This window comes from Streptomyces sp. 5K101 (assembly GCF_046506645.1).
GTDB lineage: Bacteria > Actinomycetota > Actinomycetes > Streptomycetales > Streptomycetaceae > Streptomyces.
The window spans coordinates 283485-300096 of the sequence record NZ_JBKFFO010000004.1; the positions used below are offsets into that span (position 1 = coordinate 283485).

Annotated in this window: 15 protein-coding genes; 5 read left to right on the plus strand and 10 right to left on the minus strand. The window is 72.3% G+C overall.

The window, feature by feature from the left end; translation table 11 throughout:
• Nucleotides 1-26: 26 nt before the first annotated feature.
• Nucleotides 27-755, minus strand: a complete 729-nt coding sequence (locus ACLB9X_RS09680; RefSeq protein ID WP_410359847.1) for a class I SAM-dependent methyltransferase — start codon at nt 753-755, stop codon at nt 27-29.
• 485 nt (nt 756-1240) lie between these two features.
• Between ACLB9X_RS09680 and ACLB9X_RS09685 the strand changes: the two genes are divergently transcribed.
• On the plus strand, nt 1241-2503 hold the full coding sequence (locus ACLB9X_RS09685) for an IS110 family transposase (protein WP_410360088.1): 1263 nt from the start codon (nt 1241-1243) through the stop codon (nt 2501-2503).
• 24 nt (nt 2504-2527) lie between these two features.
• Here ACLB9X_RS09685 and ACLB9X_RS09690 read toward each other — a convergent pair whose 3' ends face one another.
• Nucleotides 2528-2977 (minus strand): hypothetical protein, encoded by a 450-nt coding sequence (locus tag ACLB9X_RS09690; protein ID WP_410359848.1) that lies wholly within the window; start codon nt 2975-2977, stop codon nt 2528-2530.
• A 568-nt stretch (nt 2978-3545) separates the two neighbouring features.
• Between ACLB9X_RS09690 and ACLB9X_RS09695 the strand changes: the two genes are divergently transcribed.
• Entirely contained in the window at nt 3546-4196 is a 651-nt protein-coding gene (locus ACLB9X_RS09695; RefSeq protein WP_410359849.1) for a DUF4360 domain-containing protein, read from the plus strand.
• 82 nt (nt 4197-4278) lie between these two features.
• Here ACLB9X_RS09695 and ACLB9X_RS09700 read toward each other — a convergent pair whose 3' ends face one another.
• Genes ACLB9X_RS09700 through ACLB9X_RS09710 form a run of 3 tightly spaced genes read right to left on the minus strand, consistent with a single transcriptional unit; the run spans nt 4279 to nt 6693 of the window.
• Nucleotides 4279-5085: an amino acid ABC transporter ATP-binding protein gene (locus ACLB9X_RS09700; protein ID WP_410359850.1), complete on the minus strand. Its 807-nt coding sequence runs from the start codon at nt 5083-5085 to the stop codon at nt 4279-4281.
• 43 nt (nt 5086-5128) lie between these two features.
• Complete coding sequence (locus ACLB9X_RS09705; protein WP_410359851.1) at nt 5129-5959, minus strand: amino acid ABC transporter permease; 831 nt, start codon at nt 5957-5959, stop codon at nt 5129-5131.
• Complete coding sequence (locus ACLB9X_RS09710) at nt 5926-6693, minus strand: ABC transporter substrate-binding protein (RefSeq protein ID WP_410360089.1); 768 nt, start codon at nt 6691-6693, stop codon at nt 5926-5928. The genes ACLB9X_RS09705 and ACLB9X_RS09710 overlap by 34 nt, the downstream gene beginning before the upstream one ends.
• A 299-nt stretch (nt 6694-6992) precedes the next feature.
• Between ACLB9X_RS09710 and ACLB9X_RS09715 the strand changes: the two genes are divergently transcribed.
• Together ACLB9X_RS09715 and secD are read left to right on the plus strand one after the other, a co-directional pair.
• The gene (locus ACLB9X_RS09715; protein ID WP_410359852.1) at nt 6993-7439 is read left to right on the plus strand and encodes a hypothetical protein; all 447 of its coding nucleotides are present in this window, start codon (nt 6993-6995) and stop codon (nt 7437-7439) included.
• Between the two features lie 147 nt (nt 7440-7586).
• Nucleotides 7587-9911 carry a protein translocase subunit SecD gene (gene secD, locus ACLB9X_RS09720; protein ID WP_410359853.1) on the plus strand — a complete coding sequence of 775 codons (2325 nt, stop codon included), beginning with the start codon at nt 7587-7589 and terminating at the stop codon, nt 9909-9911.
• Nucleotides 9912-10024: 113 nt separating this feature from the next.
• On the opposite strand, the gene ACLB9X_RS09725 is transcribed toward secD, so the two are convergent.
• Nucleotides 10025-10918: a LysR family transcriptional regulator gene (locus ACLB9X_RS09725; protein ID WP_410359854.1), complete on the minus strand. Its 894-nt coding sequence runs from the start codon at nt 10916-10918 to the stop codon at nt 10025-10027.
• Nucleotides 10919-11045: 127 nt separating this feature from the next.
• Between ACLB9X_RS09725 and ACLB9X_RS09730 the strand changes: the two genes are divergently transcribed.
• Complete coding sequence (locus ACLB9X_RS09730) at nt 11046-11987, plus strand: DMT family transporter (RefSeq protein ID WP_410360090.1); 942 nt, start codon at nt 11046-11048, stop codon at nt 11985-11987.
• Here the strand turns inward: ACLB9X_RS09730 and ACLB9X_RS09735 are convergent.
• The 4 genes from ACLB9X_RS09735 to ACLB9X_RS09750 all read right to left on the minus strand — a co-directional run bounded on the left by ACLB9X_RS09735 (nt 11959) and on the right by ACLB9X_RS09750 (nt 16582).
• Entirely contained in the window at nt 11959-12873 is a 915-nt protein-coding gene (locus tag ACLB9X_RS09735; protein ID WP_410359855.1) for a LysR substrate-binding domain-containing protein, read from the minus strand. The two genes, ACLB9X_RS09730 and ACLB9X_RS09735, sit on opposite strands and share 29 nt — an antisense overlap.
• 37 nt (nt 12874-12910) lie before the next feature.
• Nucleotides 12911-14104: a glycine C-acetyltransferase gene (locus ACLB9X_RS09740; RefSeq protein WP_410359856.1), complete on the minus strand. Its 1194-nt coding sequence runs from the start codon at nt 14102-14104 to the stop codon at nt 12911-12913.
• Between the two features lie 42 nt (nt 14105-14146).
• Nucleotides 14147-15175, minus strand: a complete 1029-nt coding sequence (gene tdh, locus ACLB9X_RS09745) for an L-threonine 3-dehydrogenase (protein WP_410359857.1) — start codon at nt 15173-15175, stop codon at nt 14147-14149.
• A 336-nt stretch (nt 15176-15511) separates the two neighbouring features.
• The gene (locus ACLB9X_RS09750) at nt 15512-16582 is read right to left on the minus strand and encodes a DUF6397 family protein (RefSeq protein ID WP_410359858.1); all 1071 of its coding nucleotides are present in this window, start codon (nt 16580-16582) and stop codon (nt 15512-15514) included.
• Between the last annotated feature and the right edge of the window lie 30 nt (nt 16583-16612).

Here is a 16612-nt window from a genome sequence, read left to right on the forward strand (position 1 = left end):
CGGGGCGTTCGCATGCCATGGGCCCGTCAGTCGCGCCTCCGCGCGACCACGAGCCGGGCGCGCGGCGCGCCGCCGGGCAGCCGGCCGAACTCGGCGAGCGGGAACAACCGGACGTCGAAACCGGCCTGTTCGAGGTCGGTGAGCACGCCCGAGAGGGGGAAGGTGCGGTAGTACATGATGAACTGCGGCCGCCACAGGGCATTGCGTACCCGCATGACGGCGTCGAAGGCGAGCAGCGTCCAGTAGAGCCGGGTCCGGGGTCCCGGCGGGGCGAGCACCGGAAAGGCGAAGCGGCCGCCGGGCCGCAGGGCGGCGTGGGCCCGGGCGAAGAGCAGGGGCCGCTCCTCGGGCAGGAAGTGCCCGAAGGCGCCGAAACTGACGGCCAGGTCGAAGTCCCGGTCGAAGGGCAGGGCACGCGCGTCCGCGCGCACCCAGGAGACGGCCGGCGGGCCGCTCGCGGCCGTCGTCGCGCGTGCGGTGTCCAGCATGCCGGCGCTGAAGTCGACACCGGTGACGCGGTCCGTGCACAGCTCGCGCAGCATCCCGACTCCCGCGCCGGTGCCGCAGCAGATGTCGAGGCCGGCGGCGAACGGGCCGAGCGGCCGCAGGGCCCGCGCGACGGAGGCGAGGATCGGATCGGGGGTCCGGAAGGGCGTCAGGTCGAACTTCGGCGCGAGCAGGTCGTAGCCCCGCTGGGTCGAGGACAGTGCCTGGACGGCCAGCTCCCTGAGGGTGGGCCCGTGTGCGGTGAACATCGGTGATCAGCCTAATCCAGGGTGTAGGCAGCTCGGTCCGGCCCCCGCAAGGGGCTGGTGAGCCGCCTACGGGGGGGACAGCGGAACGCCTTCGGCCCTCACGGTCCTTGAGACCCGCTCTGAGACTGGCGCCGCTGTCCCCCTGAGTCCCCGTGGCGGTGCCGTGGGCGCCGGGCAACGCCTGTGGTCAGCCTGGCCCGCGAGGCCTCCCGTTAGACCGGCGGCCCGGCGCCTTCGCGCCGCTGCGAGGACCTGTCTGATCACCGCGAAACCCACGACGTCCGGCCGGGCGTTAATCGTTACGGCGCGAGCCCGCTCCAGGGCTGACCCCTTCTTTCCATCCGCGAGCCCGCGAGCTCTGCGACAGACCGGGGCCCCTGGGGTGCGCTGGTGTCGCGAACGGCTACTGAGATGGCGGACCGACGAGTCCTTGGATTAGGGCGCCGCGTGACCCGCATGTGCTCGTGACCTGCACAAATGAACGGATCTGGGAGGACAGCTTGACCGTGTTCTGCGGCATCGACTGGGCGGAACGCCACCACGACGTCGCCCTCGTCGACGACACCGGCACCCTGCTCGCCAAAGCTCGCATCAGTGACGACGCGGCCGGCTACAGCAAGCTGCTCAACCTCATGACCGAACACGGCGACAGCCCCGACGCTCCCATACCGGTGGCCATCGAGACCAACCACGGCCTGCTGGTGGCGGCCCTGCGCACCGGCAGCCGCAAGGTCTTCGCGATCAACCCGCTCGCCGCTGCCCGCTACCGCGACCGGCACAGCGTCAGCCGCAAGAAGTCCGACCCCGGCGACGCTCTGGTCCTGGCGAACATCCTGCGCACCGACATGCACGCTCACCGGCCGCTGCCCGCCGACTCCGAACTCGCCCAGGCCATCACCGTCCTGGCCCACGCCCAGCAGGACGCTGTCTGGAGTCGGCAGCAGGTCGCCAACCAGGTCCGCTCGCTGCTCCGGGAGTACTACCCCGCCGCCCTGCATGCCTTCCAGGGTAAGGAGGACGGCCTGACCCGCCCCGACGCCCGCGTCATCCTCACCCTGGCCCCAACCCCAGCGAGGGCCGCCAAACTGACCCTCGCCCAGCTGCGAGCCGCTCTCAAGCGCAGCGGCCGCACTCGTTCCTTCGACTCCGAAACCGAGCGTCTGCGGCGCATCTTCCGCTCCGAGTACGCCCGCCAACTCCCGGCTGTCGAGGACGCCTTCGGCCACCAGCTCCTGGCCCTCCTCAAGCAGCTGGACGCCGCTTGCCAGGCCGCGGACGACCTCGCGACAGCCGTCGATGAGGCATTCCGCCAGCACGCCGACAGCGAGATCCTGCTCAGCTTCCCCGGCCTCGGTCCCCTGCTCGGAGCACGCGTCCTCGCCGAGATCGGCGACGACCGCAACCGCTTCGCCGACGCCAGAGCGCTGAAGTCCTACGCCGGGTCCGCCCCGATCACCCGTGCTTCCGGCAGGAAACGCTTCGTCGGCCGCCGCTTCGTCAAGAACAACCGGCTCATGAACGCCGGCTTCCTCTGGTCCTTCTCAGCCCTCCAGGCCTCCCCCGGAGCCAACGCCCACTACCGGCGCCGGCGCGAGCACGGAGACTGGCACAACGCCGCCCAGCGCCACCTGCTCAACCGCTTCCTCGGCCAGCTCCACCACTGCCTTCAGACCCGGCAGCCGTTCGATGAGCAACTCGCCTTCGCGCCGCTGGCTCTGTCTCCGGAAGCGTCGGGCGCTCAGAGATAGTCCCGGCTGCTGTCGGCCCGCCGCTCACCCGCCTGCCCTGTCCGCTCCGGTTGCCTTGCTCAGCTGGGCAGCGAGACGGACGGCGGTCTTCTCCCCGGCTCGCTGTCTGATCAGCCCCTCTTTGGCAGCTGCACGAAGCCAGACCTCCGAGCTGTCCTCATCGGCCTTCAGCACTCGCGCGGTCACCACTACGGGATTCAGACCGCCGACGCCGCCACTGGCGACAACGCGAATCGTCTCCTCGTCCTCGCCAGAGCCAACTGGCACGGTTTCGACGGCGTGGCCCGCCTTCCCGAGCACAGTGGAGACGCGCTCCACCACATCGTCGAACGGCAAGGGAACAAGCAGATCAATCTCATGGACGTTCTTCCTCATCAGCTTGGCCACAACCCGGACCAAGCGACCACTACCCCCACCCACCGCGCCAAGAGCAGCAAGCTCCTCAGCCAAGATCTGGTCTTCGCTCTGATCCACAGGCCCCACCCTCACTGCTAGATCGCCCCACCAGGACGCCACATGATGTTCCGCCCGGCAGGCCATGTTGACGCATGCCGATCAATGAGTCGCGCCCTCCTTCCCCTCTCTCCGATCAGGTAGGCGACTTGACTTGTTAATCCCCTGAGATGTCTAACGGCCGGGCGGCCGACCTGACGACGGTGGAGGCGGCCACCGACGACATCCGGCGCCTGGCGCCCGCTGGCCGAGACTGGCCCGCAGGGGCGGAACCCGGCCACGACGGGGCGGCCCCGCACCCCTTTCAATGGCCGATCCTCGGCTGGTCGCTCCTGTCAGTGGTTTGTACCATTCGACCACTCCCGGTCCGCACCGACCCCGAAGTACCGGCACGAGACTGTCATGCGCATGATGATTCAACCATCGGCAGCTCCAGCGCCGTTCGACGCGTTCCTTGTACCGCAGCTCGATCCAACGCACTTGGTCAGTGACGGCCGGCGTGCACCACTGCCGGCCGCACCCCCCACCTCGCGCCGGGCGCCTTCACGCGTGCCCGGCACCCGGCACCGAAGCAATGGATGGGAGAACCATGAAAGCCGGTCTTCTGGTGAGCGGAGCGGTCGCCGCTCTGTTCGCCTCCGCGCTGCCCGCGCAGGCCAGCCCGTCGGGCATCACCGACCCGCCGCCCGACAAGATCGTCATCGACGTCGCGACCGTCAACGGCTCGGGATGCCCCCTGGGCACCGCCGCCGTCGCCGTCTCGGAGGACAACACCGCCTTCACCGTGACGTACAGCGACTATCTGGCCCAGGTGGGCGGGGACTCCTCGCCCACCTCGGCGCGCAAGAACTGCCAGCTCAACCTCGTCGTCCACGTCCCCCAGGGCTTCACCTACGCCGTCGCCAGCGCCGACTACCGCGGATACGCCTCGCTGATGGCCGGCGCGAGCGGTACGGAGAAGGCCTCGTACTACTTCCAGGGGTCGCCGAACACCGCCTCGCGGACGCACACGTTCCGGGGGCCGTACGAGGACAACTGGCAGGCCACGGACGCGACCGACTGGGCACAGCTGGTGTGGGCGCCCTGCGGAGTGCAGCGCAACTTCAACATCAACACGGAGCTGCGCGTCAGCGCGGGCGCGTCGTCCCCCGCGGCGACGAGCTACATGACCATGGACTCGACGGACGGCGACATCAGCACGATCTACCACCTGGCGTGGAAGGAGTGCCCCGGACGCTGACCGGGGGGAACGGACCACCGTGAAGGCCCCGGCCGGGCCGTCCCCCTCCCGGCCGGGGCCGTCCGGTCCCGCGGACCGGGCGTCAGAGCTGCTTGTCCGGACCGTCGACCGCACCCTCGGGGCCGGGCTGTTCGGCCGCTGCCGGATCGAGCAGCCGCATCAGGAAGTTGCGGGTCCGCTCGTGCTGCGGGTTCCCCACGACCTGCTCCGCCGTGCCCTGCTCGACGATCACGCCGCCGTCCATGAAGACCACCCGGTCGGCGACCTCCCGGGCGAAGCTCATCTCGTGCGTGACGACCATCATGGTCATCCCCTCGGCGGCGAGCTGGCGCATGACCGCGAGGACGTCGCCCACGAGTTCCGGGTCGAGCGCCGAGGTCGGCTCGTCGAAGAGCATGACCTCGGGGTCCATGACCAGCGCGCGGGCGATCGCCACCCGCTGCTGCTGGCCGCCGGACAGCTGCGCGGGATAGGCGTCGGCCTTGTCCGCGAGGCCGACCCGCTCCAGGTTCCGCCGGGCCACCTCGGCGGCCTTCGCCTTGTCCCGGCGCAGCACGCGCCGCTGGGGCAGGGTCAGGTTCTCCGTCACGTTCACGTGCGGGAAGAGGTTGAACTGCTGGAAGACCATGCCGATCCGGCGGCGTACCGCGTCGATGTCGACGTCGAGGTCGGTGACCTCGGTGCCGCCGACGAAGACCTGGCCCTTCGTCGGCTCCTCCAGCAGGTTCACACAGCGCAGCAGCGTCGACTTCCCGGAACCCGAGGGGCCGATGACGCAGACCACCTCACCCGCCGCGATGTCGAGGTCGATGCCGCGCAGGACCTCGTTGTCGCCGAAGGACTTGTGCAGCCCCCGGATCTCGATCTCGGGACGGCCCGTGGCGCTCATGCTTCCGCTCCCCGCCTGTGTCGGCTTCTCCGCCATCCGTTCCTCACTTCGCCCTGTCGGCGCGGGCTTCGAGGCGGCGCACCACGAAGCTCAGCGGCACGGTCACCAGCAGATAGCACAGGCCGGCGACCAGGATCGGTGTGGAGTTGGCCGTCTGGCTCGCGAGGTCCCGGCCGAACTTGGTCAGTTCCCGCTCCTCCAGCGTGACACCGAGGAACAGCACGAGCGACGAGTCCTTGAACAGGAGTACCAGTTCGTTGGTCAGCGGCGGGATCACGATGCGGAACGCCTGCGGGATGATCACCGAGACCATGGCCCTGGCGTGCGAGAAGCCCAGCGAACGGGCCGCCTCCATCTGCCCCTTGGGCACCGCCTGGATGCCCGCCCTGATGGTCTCCGCCATGTACGCGGCGGCGACCAGGCCGAGGCCGAGGGCGACCTTCCCGTACGTGCCGCCCGGGATCTCCGTGCCGGGGAAGGCGAGCGGGACCGCGACACCGACGAAGATGAAGATCAACAGTGCGGGCAGCCCGCGGAAGATCTCGATGTAGACGCCCGCGACCCACCGGTAGGGAGCCACGGACGACAGCCTCATCAGCGCGATGACCAGACCGAGGACCAGGCCGAAGACGAAACCGGACACGGTGTAGACCACCGTGTTGCGCAGCGCGATGGTGATGATGTCCGGGAACAGTTCCTCGGCGAGGTCCCGCTGCGCGAACTGGTTCTGCACGCGGTCCCAGTCGGCCAGCAGACCGATGACGACCAGGACCGCCACGAACACCGCGTACTGAATGCCCTGCGAGACCCGGCGCCGCTGGCGCCGGGTGAGACGTGAGGTCACGAGCCGTCCTTGGGCAGCGGGCCGATCCACTGCTCGTAGAGCTTGTCGTAGGTGCCGTCGGCGCGGGCGTCCTGGATCGCCTTGTCGATCGCGGCGCGGAGCTTGTCGTTGCCCTTCTTCACCGAGAAGCCGTACTGCTCACCGGTCTCGATGTTCTCACCGAGGACGAACTGAGCGGCGTTGGCCTTGTCCTTCAGCCAGCCCTGGACGACCGGGTAGTCGATGACGACGGCGTCGACCTGCCCGGTGCGCAGGCCGTTGAGGACGGCGTCGGAGCTCTCGAAGGCGACGGGGTCGAAGCCCTCGCTCTTGGCGTAGCTCTCGCCGGTGGTCTCGGCCTGCGCGCCGAGCTTCTTCTTCTGCGCCTTGACGTCGGCGAGGCTCTTCACGCCGCTCTTCTTCGTGGCGAGGAGCGCCTGGGTCGCGTCGAAGTAGGGGACGGAGAAGTCCACGTTCTTCTTGCGCTCGTCGGTGATCGTCATACCGGCCGCGGCGAGGTCGCACTCGCCGGAGTTCAGGAAGGCGCCCGTCTTGAAGTTCTCGAACGGGGTGTCGAGGATCTTCTGCTCCACCTTGAGGTTCTTGGCGACGAGGTCGATCAGGGCCACGTCGAAGCCGACGACCTTCCCGCCCTGCTCGAACTGGAAGGGCGGGTACGGCAGGTGCGTGCACGTGGTCAGCTTGCCCTTCTCGACCACGGGGACGCCGCCGGCCGCCTCACCGGGCCCCTCGTCGGCGGCGGTACAGCCGACGGCGAGGAACATGCCGGCCGCCACGGCACCTGCGGTGACGCGGAAGCGGAAGCTGCTTCGGTGGGTGCGGTGTCCGCGGGCCGTCACGTACACGGTGACCTCCAGGATCGAGGGGCCGGCGACCGCCATGGCGCGGCCGCCCGCCGTGATCGTAAGCCAACCGGGCCAAGCCGTGTCGCAGCAGTCCACGATGCGTTCCCTGCCCGGCCACGGGGGCCGCCGCACGTGCCGGCCCCCGTGGCCCGTCCGGGTCGCCTACGCTGAGTCCCGGCAGACATACGGCGAGCCGATCGAGCGGCGAGGGGGCGGGGATGCGCGAGCGTACGCACCGGGCCCTCGCGGCGGTGCTGCCGCCCCTGCTCCTCGGCGTCCTGTCGTTGCTCCTGTCGGTCGGCGGTACGGCTCCGGGCCCGCAGAGCCCGCCGCTCGGCCCCGCCGCCCGTGCGATGCCCGCGGCAGCGCACCAGTTCCCCGAGGTCGCCCGGGCGGGAGCGGGCGGCGCCGCGGCCGTACGCGCGGTGCCGCCGATGCCGCCGATGCCGCCGGGGCCCGACAAAGCGGTGCAGCACGACGCCGCCGTCGAGCACTCGGTGCGGCTGTCCGGCGCTCCTCCGCTGGTGAGCACTCCCGTGACCGCCGTGCAGCCCCTTCCCCTGCGCGGGCGGCTGACGGCCGGACCGCGGCAGGAGCGCGCTCCGCCGCGCGACGCGTACGACCCGCGGCACACCCGCGGACCTCCCTCCACCCGGCACAGCTGACGTTCCCGCGCCCGCCGTGCCGGGGCGCCGCGGCCTGCCCGCGCCACTCCGGACACGAGGCGCCCTTCCCTGTGTCCCCGTCCGCCGGCGCGGGCGCCCGTCACCAAGCGGCGCGCCCCGGCCCCGCGGACCGTACGTGGAGCCTTCATGTCATCTCGCCGTACCACGCTGTGGCGCGCGCTGATCGCGCTCGCCGTCGTCGCCGTCTCGCTCGGCGTCGCCCTCACCACCCCGCCCCGCCTCGGACTCGATCTGCGCGGCGGCACCCGGATCGTCCTGGAGACCGAGGACTCCCCCACCGTTCGTGCCGACGCGGCGGCGACCGACCGCGCGCTGGAGGTGCTGCGCCGCCGGGTGGACGGCCTCGGCGTCGCCGAACCGTCGCTCGCCCGCTCCGGAGAGCGGCGCATCGTCGTCGAACTGCCCGGAGTGCGCGACCCCCGAAAGGCGGCCGAGGTCATCGGCCGCACGGCCCAGTTGACCTTCCACCCCGTCACCGGGGCGGCAGCGGGACCGGCGAGCCGCCCCGCCGCGGACGGGTCGCGCGTCCTCGCCGATCCCGGCACGCCCGGCGGCCACCTGCGGCTCGGCCCCGCGGCCCTGACCGGCGACGGCGTCGAGGACGCCGAGGCCGTGCTCGACACCCAGACGGGCCGGGGCTGGAGCGTCGACCTGTCGTTCCACGGCGACGCGGGCGAGACCTGGGCACGCCTGACGGGCGAGGCGGCGTGCGCGCCGCCGTCGGATCCGGCCCGGCGCGTGGCGATCGTGCTGGACGACCGGATCGTGTCCGCGCCGGGCATGCAGAGCAGCGTGCCGTGCGGGAGCGGCATCACCGGCGGCTCCGCGCAGATCAGCGGTGGCTTCGGCGCGGACGAGGCGCGCGACCTGGCGGCACTCGTCAAGGGCGGTGCCCTGCCCGTGCCCGTGAAGACGGTCGAGCAGAGCACCGTGGGCCCGACGCTCGGCGCCGAGGCGATCCGGGCGAGCGCGCTCGCCGCCGTGATCGGACTGGTCTGCACCGGCCTGTTCATCGTCGTCGTGTACCGGCTGCTGGGCCTCCTCGCCACGATCGCGCTCGCGCTGTACGGACTCCTCTCGTACGCCGCCGTCGTGGCCCTCGGCGCGACCCTCACGCTGCCGGGCCTGGCCGGGTTCGTCCTCGCGATCGGCATCGCCGTGGACGCCAACGTGCTCGTGTTCGAAAGGGCCAGGGAGGAGTACACCCGTCCCGGCGGCCGGCGGCCCAAGGGGCCCCGCGATCTCCGCCCGCCTCTGCGCACCGGGTTCGCCAAGGCGTGGAGCGCGGTTGCCGATTCGAACGTGACGACGCTGCTCGCCGCCGGGCTGCTCTTCGCGTTCGCCACGGGCCCGGTCAAGGGCTTCGGCGTCACCCTCGCGATCGGTGTGCTGGCGTCCATGGTCTCCGCCATGCTGATCACCCGGCTGTTCGCCGAATGGGCGGTGCGCACCGCCTTCGTGCGCCGGCGGCCGGCGTTCACCGGGATGGCGACCACCGGACGGCTGCGGGCGCGGCTCGCGCGGCGTACGCCCCGGCTGATGCGACACCGGCGGCGCTGGCTCGGCCTGTGCGCGGGTGCGTTGCTGCTCGCCGTCGGCGGGATCGGTGTGCGGGGCCTGGAGTTCGGGGTCGAGTTCACCGGCGGACGCAGTGTGCAGTACACGGCCGAGCGGCCCGTCGACGCGGACACGGCGCGTGCGGCCGTGGTCGAGGCGGGATTCCCGCAGGCGGTGGTGCAGACGACGGGTGAGCACAGTGTGTCCGTCCGCACCAAGGAGACCGGCGACCGGCAGCAGGAGCGGATCCGCGCGGCGCTGGAGGAGCAGGCCGGACACGTCACGGTGGAACGGGACGATCTGATCGGCCCCAGCCTGGGCAGCAAGCTGCGCACGCATGCGCTGACCGCTCTGGGCGTCGCGGTCGCGGCCCAACTGGTGTACCTGAGCGTGCGGTTCCGGTGGACCTTCGCGACGGCGGCGGTCGTCGCCATGGTGCAGGACGTGCTGCTGGTGGTGGGGCTGTTCGCCTGGCTGGGCCGGCCGGTCGACAGCGTCTTCCTCGCGGCGCTGCTCACCGTGGTCGGCTACTCGGTCAACGACACGGTGGTGGTGCTCGACCGGTTGCGCGAACTGCGCCGTACCGGCACGTCGCTTCCGTGGGCGGACCTCGCGGACCGGGCGGTGGCGCAGACCCTGCCGCGCACGGTGAACACGGGCATGGGGGCGCTGTTCGTGCTCGTCGCGCTCGCCGTCCTCGGCGGTGACTCGCTGACCGACTTCTCCGTGGCGCTGCTCGCCGGCGTCGTGGTGGGGATGGCGTCGACGGTGTTCACGGCCATGCCGGTGACCGTGCTCCTCCAGTCCCGCCGCCCCGACCGGTCCCGCCCTGCCGGGCGGCCACGCGGCGGACGCACGGCTCGCGCGGGCGACCGCAGCGGGGCGGTCGTCTGACGATCGGTGATCCGGGGGGAGCGGCCCGGCGGCGCCGCAGGCGGCGTGAGCCGGCGGCCCTCGCGGTCGGCGGCCCGGGTCGCGAGCGGTACGGCCCGGGCCGCCGGACGGGTCTACTGGCGCGCCGCCTCGCGCAAGGCGCGCAGAAGGCCGTTCAGCGCCGGCCCCGCCGGATGGGAGCGGCGGACCGCGGCGTGGACCGCGCGCACCGGCTCGGGGCCGCGGACCTTGCGCACCACGACGCCGGGGTGGCGGCTGCCGATGCCCATGACCGGCATCAGGCTGATGCCGAGTCCGGCGGCGACGAAGCCCTGGGCGGTGGCGTAGTCCTCGCTGTCCACCACGAAGCCGGGGGTGAACCCGGCGGCGGCGCAGGCGTCGAGGACGAGCTGGAGGCAGGGGCCGGCCGGCCATTCGTTGCCGACCCAGGGCTCGTCCGCGAGCTCCGCCAGGTCGACGACCCGCTTGGCGGCCAGCCGGTGGCCCCGGGGCAGCACCACCCGGTAGGGGTCGTCCACCAGGTGCTCGAAGCGCAGGTCCACGCCGTCCTCCTGCCGCGGACGCACCGCGAGGACCAGGTCGGCGCTGCCCCGCCGGAGGTCCGCGAACGGGTCGTCGGGGTCGGACAGGGCGAGTTCGACCCGCACGCCAGGGTGGTCGCGCCGGAACCGGGCCAGCGCGGGGGCGACGACCGTGGCCCCGGCGGTGGCGAAGTAGCGGACGCCGATGCGTCCGGTGCGGCCCGCCTTCAGGTCGGCGAGCGCGGTCTCCGCCTCGGCGATGTCCCTGCTGATGACGGCGGCATGCTCGGTCAGCAGCCGCCCGGCCTCGGTGGGGCGCACCCCGCGGCCCACCCGTTCGAGCAGGGCGGTGCCGACCTGTCTCTCCAGCGCGGCGACCTGCTGGCTCACCGCGGAGGGGGTGTAGCCGAGGTCGGCCGCTGCTGCCGTCACCGATCCGCTGGTCACCACGGCGCGCAGCATCTGCATCCGTCGCACATCGAGCATGTAGCGCAGGTTAACGGTACATGCAGCACTTTTCACTGGTCGTACAGCGTGGGTGCGGTGCACGGTGGACTCCGGTCGGCGGAGGAGGAGACGCGTGTTCAGCGGCGGTCGTGGGACGGCAGGGCGCATGGGGCTGCTCGCGCTGTTGTGGGGGTCGGCGTTCCTGTGGATCGAACTCGCCCTGTCGGGCGGCCTCTCCCCCGGCGTCATCACGTTCGTCCGCTGCGCCCTGGGCGCGCTCGTCCTGCTGCTGCTCAGCCGCCGTGCCGGGCACCCGCTTCCCCGGGACCGCGCCACCTGGGCCCGGCTCCTCGTCGCGGCGTTCTTCTGCAACGCGCTGCCGTTCGCCCTGTTCGCCATCGGCCAGCGGTCCGTCGACTCGGGCGTGGCGGGCGTGCTGAACGCGACCACGCCGCTGTGGTCGCTGCTCATCGGCCTGGCGATCGGTACGGAGCGCGGCCTGCGCCCGGTACGTCTGGCCGGCCTGCTGCTGGGGTTCGCGGGAACGCTGCTGATCTTCGCGCCGTGGCAGCACGGCGGGCTCGTCGGCCGGGGCGCCCTGGCCGTTCTCGCGGCGGCGCTCAGCTACGCCGTGGCCTTCGCGTACATGGGGCGCACGCTGGTGGGCCGGGGCGGCGACCCGCTCGCGCTGTCGGCGGCCCAGTTGCTCGCCGCCACCGGGTTCGGCGCGGTGGCCGTCCCGGTCGCCGGCCCGGCGACCGGATCCATCGCGGTGAGCGGTGTGGTCGCCGTCGTGGTGCTCGGGGTCTTCGCCACCGGATTCACGTTCGCGCTCACCAACCGGCTGATCGCCGACGAGGGCGCGACCACGGCGGCCACCGTGGGCTACCTGGTGCCGGTCGTCTCGGTCGCGCTCGGCGCGCTCGTGCTGGACGAGGAGCTCGGCGCACGGGTGGTCGCGGGCATGGCGGTGGTGCTGGTGGGAGTTGCCCTGACCCGCAGGCAGGCCCCTCCGGGTCCGGCCCGGCCGGACGGCTCCCGGCCGGGGGCGCTGAAGAGCGGCCGTGAGTTCCGGGGCGTCAGCCGGTGGACAGGCCCTCGGCGGTGAGCGCGAGGGCGTCGAGGACCGGGCGGATCAGCGGATGGCTCTCCGCGCCGCGGCGCACCGCGGCGAAGACACGGCGCGTGGCGGCCGGTCCGGTCACCGGACGGACCACGGTGTCGCTCAGCTCCATCCCACGCAGCGCCGAGCGCGGCACGAGGGCGACACCGGCTCCCGCGCCGGCGAGAGCGACGACGGCACGGAAGTCGTCGGACAGGTGCACGAGCCGGGGCTGGAAGCCCGCCAGTTCGCAGGCGAGCAGCACCATGTCGTGGCACGGGTTGCCGGGATAGGGGCCGATCCAGTCGCTGTCGCCGAACTCCGCCAGCTCGACCTTGTCGCCGCCCGCCAGTGGATGGTCGGCGCGCAGCACGGCGTCGAACGGCTCGGCGTACAGCGGGACCCTGGCCAGCCGCCGGTCGTCGGCGCCGGGAGCGCCCCGGTACTCGACGGCGACCGCGAGATCCGCCTCGCCGTCGAGGACCAGCGGCAGGCTCTCGTCGCCCTCGGCGTCCCGTACGCGCACCCGGATGCCCGGGTGGTCGGCGGCGAGGCGCCCTATGGCCGGTGCCACCACCTCCGCGATGCCGGTGGCGAACGCGGCGACGGTCACCTCGCCCGCCGCCCCGCCCGCGTACGCGGCGAGCTCCGCCTCGGCGCGCTCCAGCTGGGCGAGGACGGCGTGGGCGTGGGCCAGGAGGATCTCGCCCGCGGCCGTGAGGGTCACGCCCTTGCCGCTGCGGATCAGCAGGGTGTGGCCCGTCTCCTGTTCCAGCGCGTTGAGCTGCTGGGAGACGGCGGAGGGGGTGAGGTACAGCGCGGAGGCCGCGGCGGTCACCGTACGGTGGTCCGCCACGGCCCGCAGGATGCGCAGCCGTCGAGGGTCGATCACCCAGCCATTTTGCCAGCCCGGGCGGCCCCTTCCGGTGTCAGCCGTTCAGCGCCCGGCGGGCGTCGGTGAACGCGGCGACGGCGCGCTCGACGTCCTGGGTGGAGTGTGCGGCGGACAACTGGACGCGGATGCGCGCCTGGCCCATCGGCACCACGGGGTACGAGAAGCCGATCACGTACACGCCGCGCTCCAGCAGCAGCTCGGCCATGCGGCCCGCCTCCGCCGCGTCGCCGATCATGACCGGCGCGATGGCGTGGTCGCCGGGGAGGATCTCGAAACCGGCCTCGGTCATCTTCGTGCGGAACAGCTTGGTGTTGGCCGCCAGCTTCTCCCGCAGGTCGCCGGCGGACTCCAGCAGGTCGAGGACCTTGAGGGAGGCGGCTGCGATCACCGGGGCGAGGGAGTTGGAGAACAGGTAGGGCCGGGAGCGCTGGCGCAGCAGCTCGACGATCTCGGCGCGGGCGGCGACGTAGCCGCCGGAGGCGCCGCCGAGCGCCTTGCCGAGCGTGCCGGTGACGATGTCCACGCGGTCCATCACACCGTGCAGTTCGGGGGTGCCCCTGCCGCCGGGGCCCACGAAGCCGACGGCGTGCGAGTCGTCGACCATGACCATGGCGTCGTAGCGGTCGGCGAGGTCGCAGATCTCGGCGAGGGGCGCGACGTAGCCGTCCATGGAGAAGACGCCGTCGGTGACGATGAGGCGTCGGCGGACGTCCTGCGTCTCCTTGAGCTGCTGCTCGAGGTCGGCGAGGTCTCGATTGGCGTAACGGTGGCGGCGGGCCTTGGACAGCCGAATGCCGTCGATGATGGAGGCGTGGTTGAGGGCGTCGGAGATGACCGCGTCCTCGGGGCCGAGCAGGGTCTCGAAAACTCCGCCGTTGGCGTCGAAGCAGGAGGAGTAGAGGATCGTGTCCTCCTGGCCGAGGAACGCCGACAGCCGCTGTTCGAGCTCCTTGTGGATCTCCTGGGTGCCGCAGATGAAGCGGACCGAGGCCATGCCGTATCCCCAGCGGTCGAGGGCGTCCTTCGCGGCGGCGACGACGTCGGGGTGGTCGGCGAGACCGAGGTAGTTGTTGGCGCAGAAGTTGAGCACGTCGCCGGGGGCGCCGCCGGCCGTGACGGCGACGGACGCGCTCTGCGGGGTGCCGATGACCCGCTCGGGCTTGTAGAGACCGGCGTCGCGGATCTCGTCGAGGGTGGCGCGGAGGTCGTCGCGGACGGACGCGTACATGAGGGTTCTCCTTGAGGCGGTTTCTCGGTGCGAGATCGGGACTCAGACGGTCCAGTCGAGGATGATCTTGCCGCTGCGGGCGGTCGCGGCCTCGTCGAAGGCCGCGTCGAAGTCCTGGTAGCCGTAGCTGCCGGTGATCACGGGGGTCAGGTCGAGGCCGCCCTCCAGCAGCACCGTCATGGCGTACCAGGTCTCGAACATCTCGCGGCCGTAGATGCCCTTGATCGTGATCATCGAGGTGACGACCTTCGACCAGTCGACGGCGAACTCCTGGGCGGGCAGGCCCAGCATCGCGATCCGGCCGCCGTGTGTCATGTTGTCGACCATGTCCCGCATGGCCTCGGGCCGGCCGGACATCTCCAGGCCGATGTCGAAGCCCTCCTTGAGACCGAGCTGCCGCTGGGCAGCGGCGATGTCCGTTTGGGAGACGTTCACCGCGAGGGTGGCGCCGACCTTGCGGGCGAGCTCCAGGCGGGACTCGCTGACATCGGTGATCACCACATTGCGCGCGCCCGCGTGCTTGGCGACGGCCGCGGCCATGATGCCGATCGGGCCCGCGCCCGTGATCAGCACGTCCTCGCCGACGAGCGGGAAGGACAGTGCCGTGTGCACGGCATTGCCGAACGGGTCGAAGATGGCGGCGACGTCCAGGTCCACCGCGGTGCGGTGCACCCACACGTTGGAGGCGGGCAGCGCGACGTACTCGGCGAAGGCTCCGTCGCGGCCCACGCCGAGACCGATGGTGCTCCGGCACAGGTGGCGCCGGCCCGCCAGGCAGTTGCGGCACTTGCCGCACACCAGGTGGCCCTCGCCGCTGACCACGTCGCCCACGGCGATGTCCGTCACGTCGGACCCGACCGCCGCGACCTCTCCGACGAACTCGTGGCCGAGGATGCGCGGCGTGGTGACGGCCTGCTGCGCCCAGCCGTCCCAGGACCTGATGTGCAGGTCCGTGCCGCAGATGCCGGTGCGCAGCACCTTGATGAGCACGTCGCCGGGGCCGGTCTCGGGCTCCGGCACGTCCATGAGCCACAGCCCGGGCTCGGCGTGCTGCTTGACAAGTGCCTTCATCAGGGCGGCTCCAGGCATGGTGACGGACTGGCCGGATACCGAAAATACGGCCCCCGCTCAGTGGACGCGCTCCAATCTGCCCAGCTCGGAGCGTCGCGTCCATCGAGGATTTCTTAAGCGGGCCCACAGTCCAGCTTCACGCGCCGGCCCGCGTGCCCGAGGCGGCCCCGGCGGTCCGGGCCGCAGCCGTGCGGCGACGGCAGTCAAGGCGACGGCGATCGACAGGGCGTGCCCGGGTTGCGATCAACAGGGCGTGCCCCGGGTTGACCGAACCGAGTCGGGCAGCCGCGCGGCACTGCGACCGCGATCGCACGCACCCCCGCTACGGCGAGCGGTTCACGTCTGCGGCTGCCGCCTCCGGCGGCGGAGGCGGTCGAGGAGGGTGCGTGGGGTGCGGCGCGGCAGCGGTGGTGCCGAGGGGCGCCGGGCCGGGCGGCCGGGGGCCGCGTGGCGCGCCGGGCGCGGCACGGTGGCGGGCACGACGGCGTCCGGCGGCGCGGGCCTGGGGGCCGGGCTCGCGTGGCGTGCCTCGCGCAGTGCGTCGGCCAGGCTCACGCGGTGCCAGAGGATCTCGTCCGGATGGTCCGCGAGCAGCAGGCGGTCCACCAGGGCCCGGCCCGCCGGGGATTCGGGTCTGCCGCCGGGCAGCAGGTCGGGCCGGAGCACACGCAGGTGGGACCGCTCATACGGGTCGGGGACCACCTCGGCGACCGGCACCGGGTCGAGCATCGCCGCGATGGCGGCGGCCCGCCCCCATGGATCCGCTGTGGACCGGAGCAGGAGTCCCAGCTTCCGGCCGCGCCAGTTGCGCGGGCGGCGGTCCTCGCCCGCCGCGAGCGCCGCCCGCACCGCCGGCGGCGTCCGCCCGGTCAGCAGCTCGGCGTGGTCGTGGGCGAAGTCGCGCAGCTCGCCGGCGAGATAGAGCCACACGACGGCGCGATAGCGGTTGAGGTAGAAGCGCACCGGGACGAAGTGGCCCGTGCGGGCGAGTCGGGTGAACCGGTGGCCGGTGATGGCGAGGAGGTCGGCGGCCTCGCGGGTGCCCACCGTCCGGACCCGCTTCCGCAGCGCGTCCGGGAAGCCATCGGCCGCTCGGAGCCGGTCGATCTCGTACGGGGCGATCCGGGGCGGGCCCCCGCTCGCGTCCGGTGTCGAGCGCACCTGGCCCAGCTGTACGGCGAGGTCCAACTCGCCGCGTTTCAGCCCCAGCTCCCGCGCGGCCCGGCTCAGCGCGAGGCCATGGGCCCCAGCCTGCGCCGTGCCGCGCGACGCGCCATGTGCCGCGCCGCGCGCAGTGCTGTGTGCCGTGCCCTGCAGCGTGCTGTGTGCCGCTGCGTCCCCAACTCCGAACCGGGACGCGTACGTCGTGTCCCCTGCCGCGTACGACAGCGAGTCCTGCCTGGTCATGATGGTCTCCCCCGTAGAGCCGTGAACAGC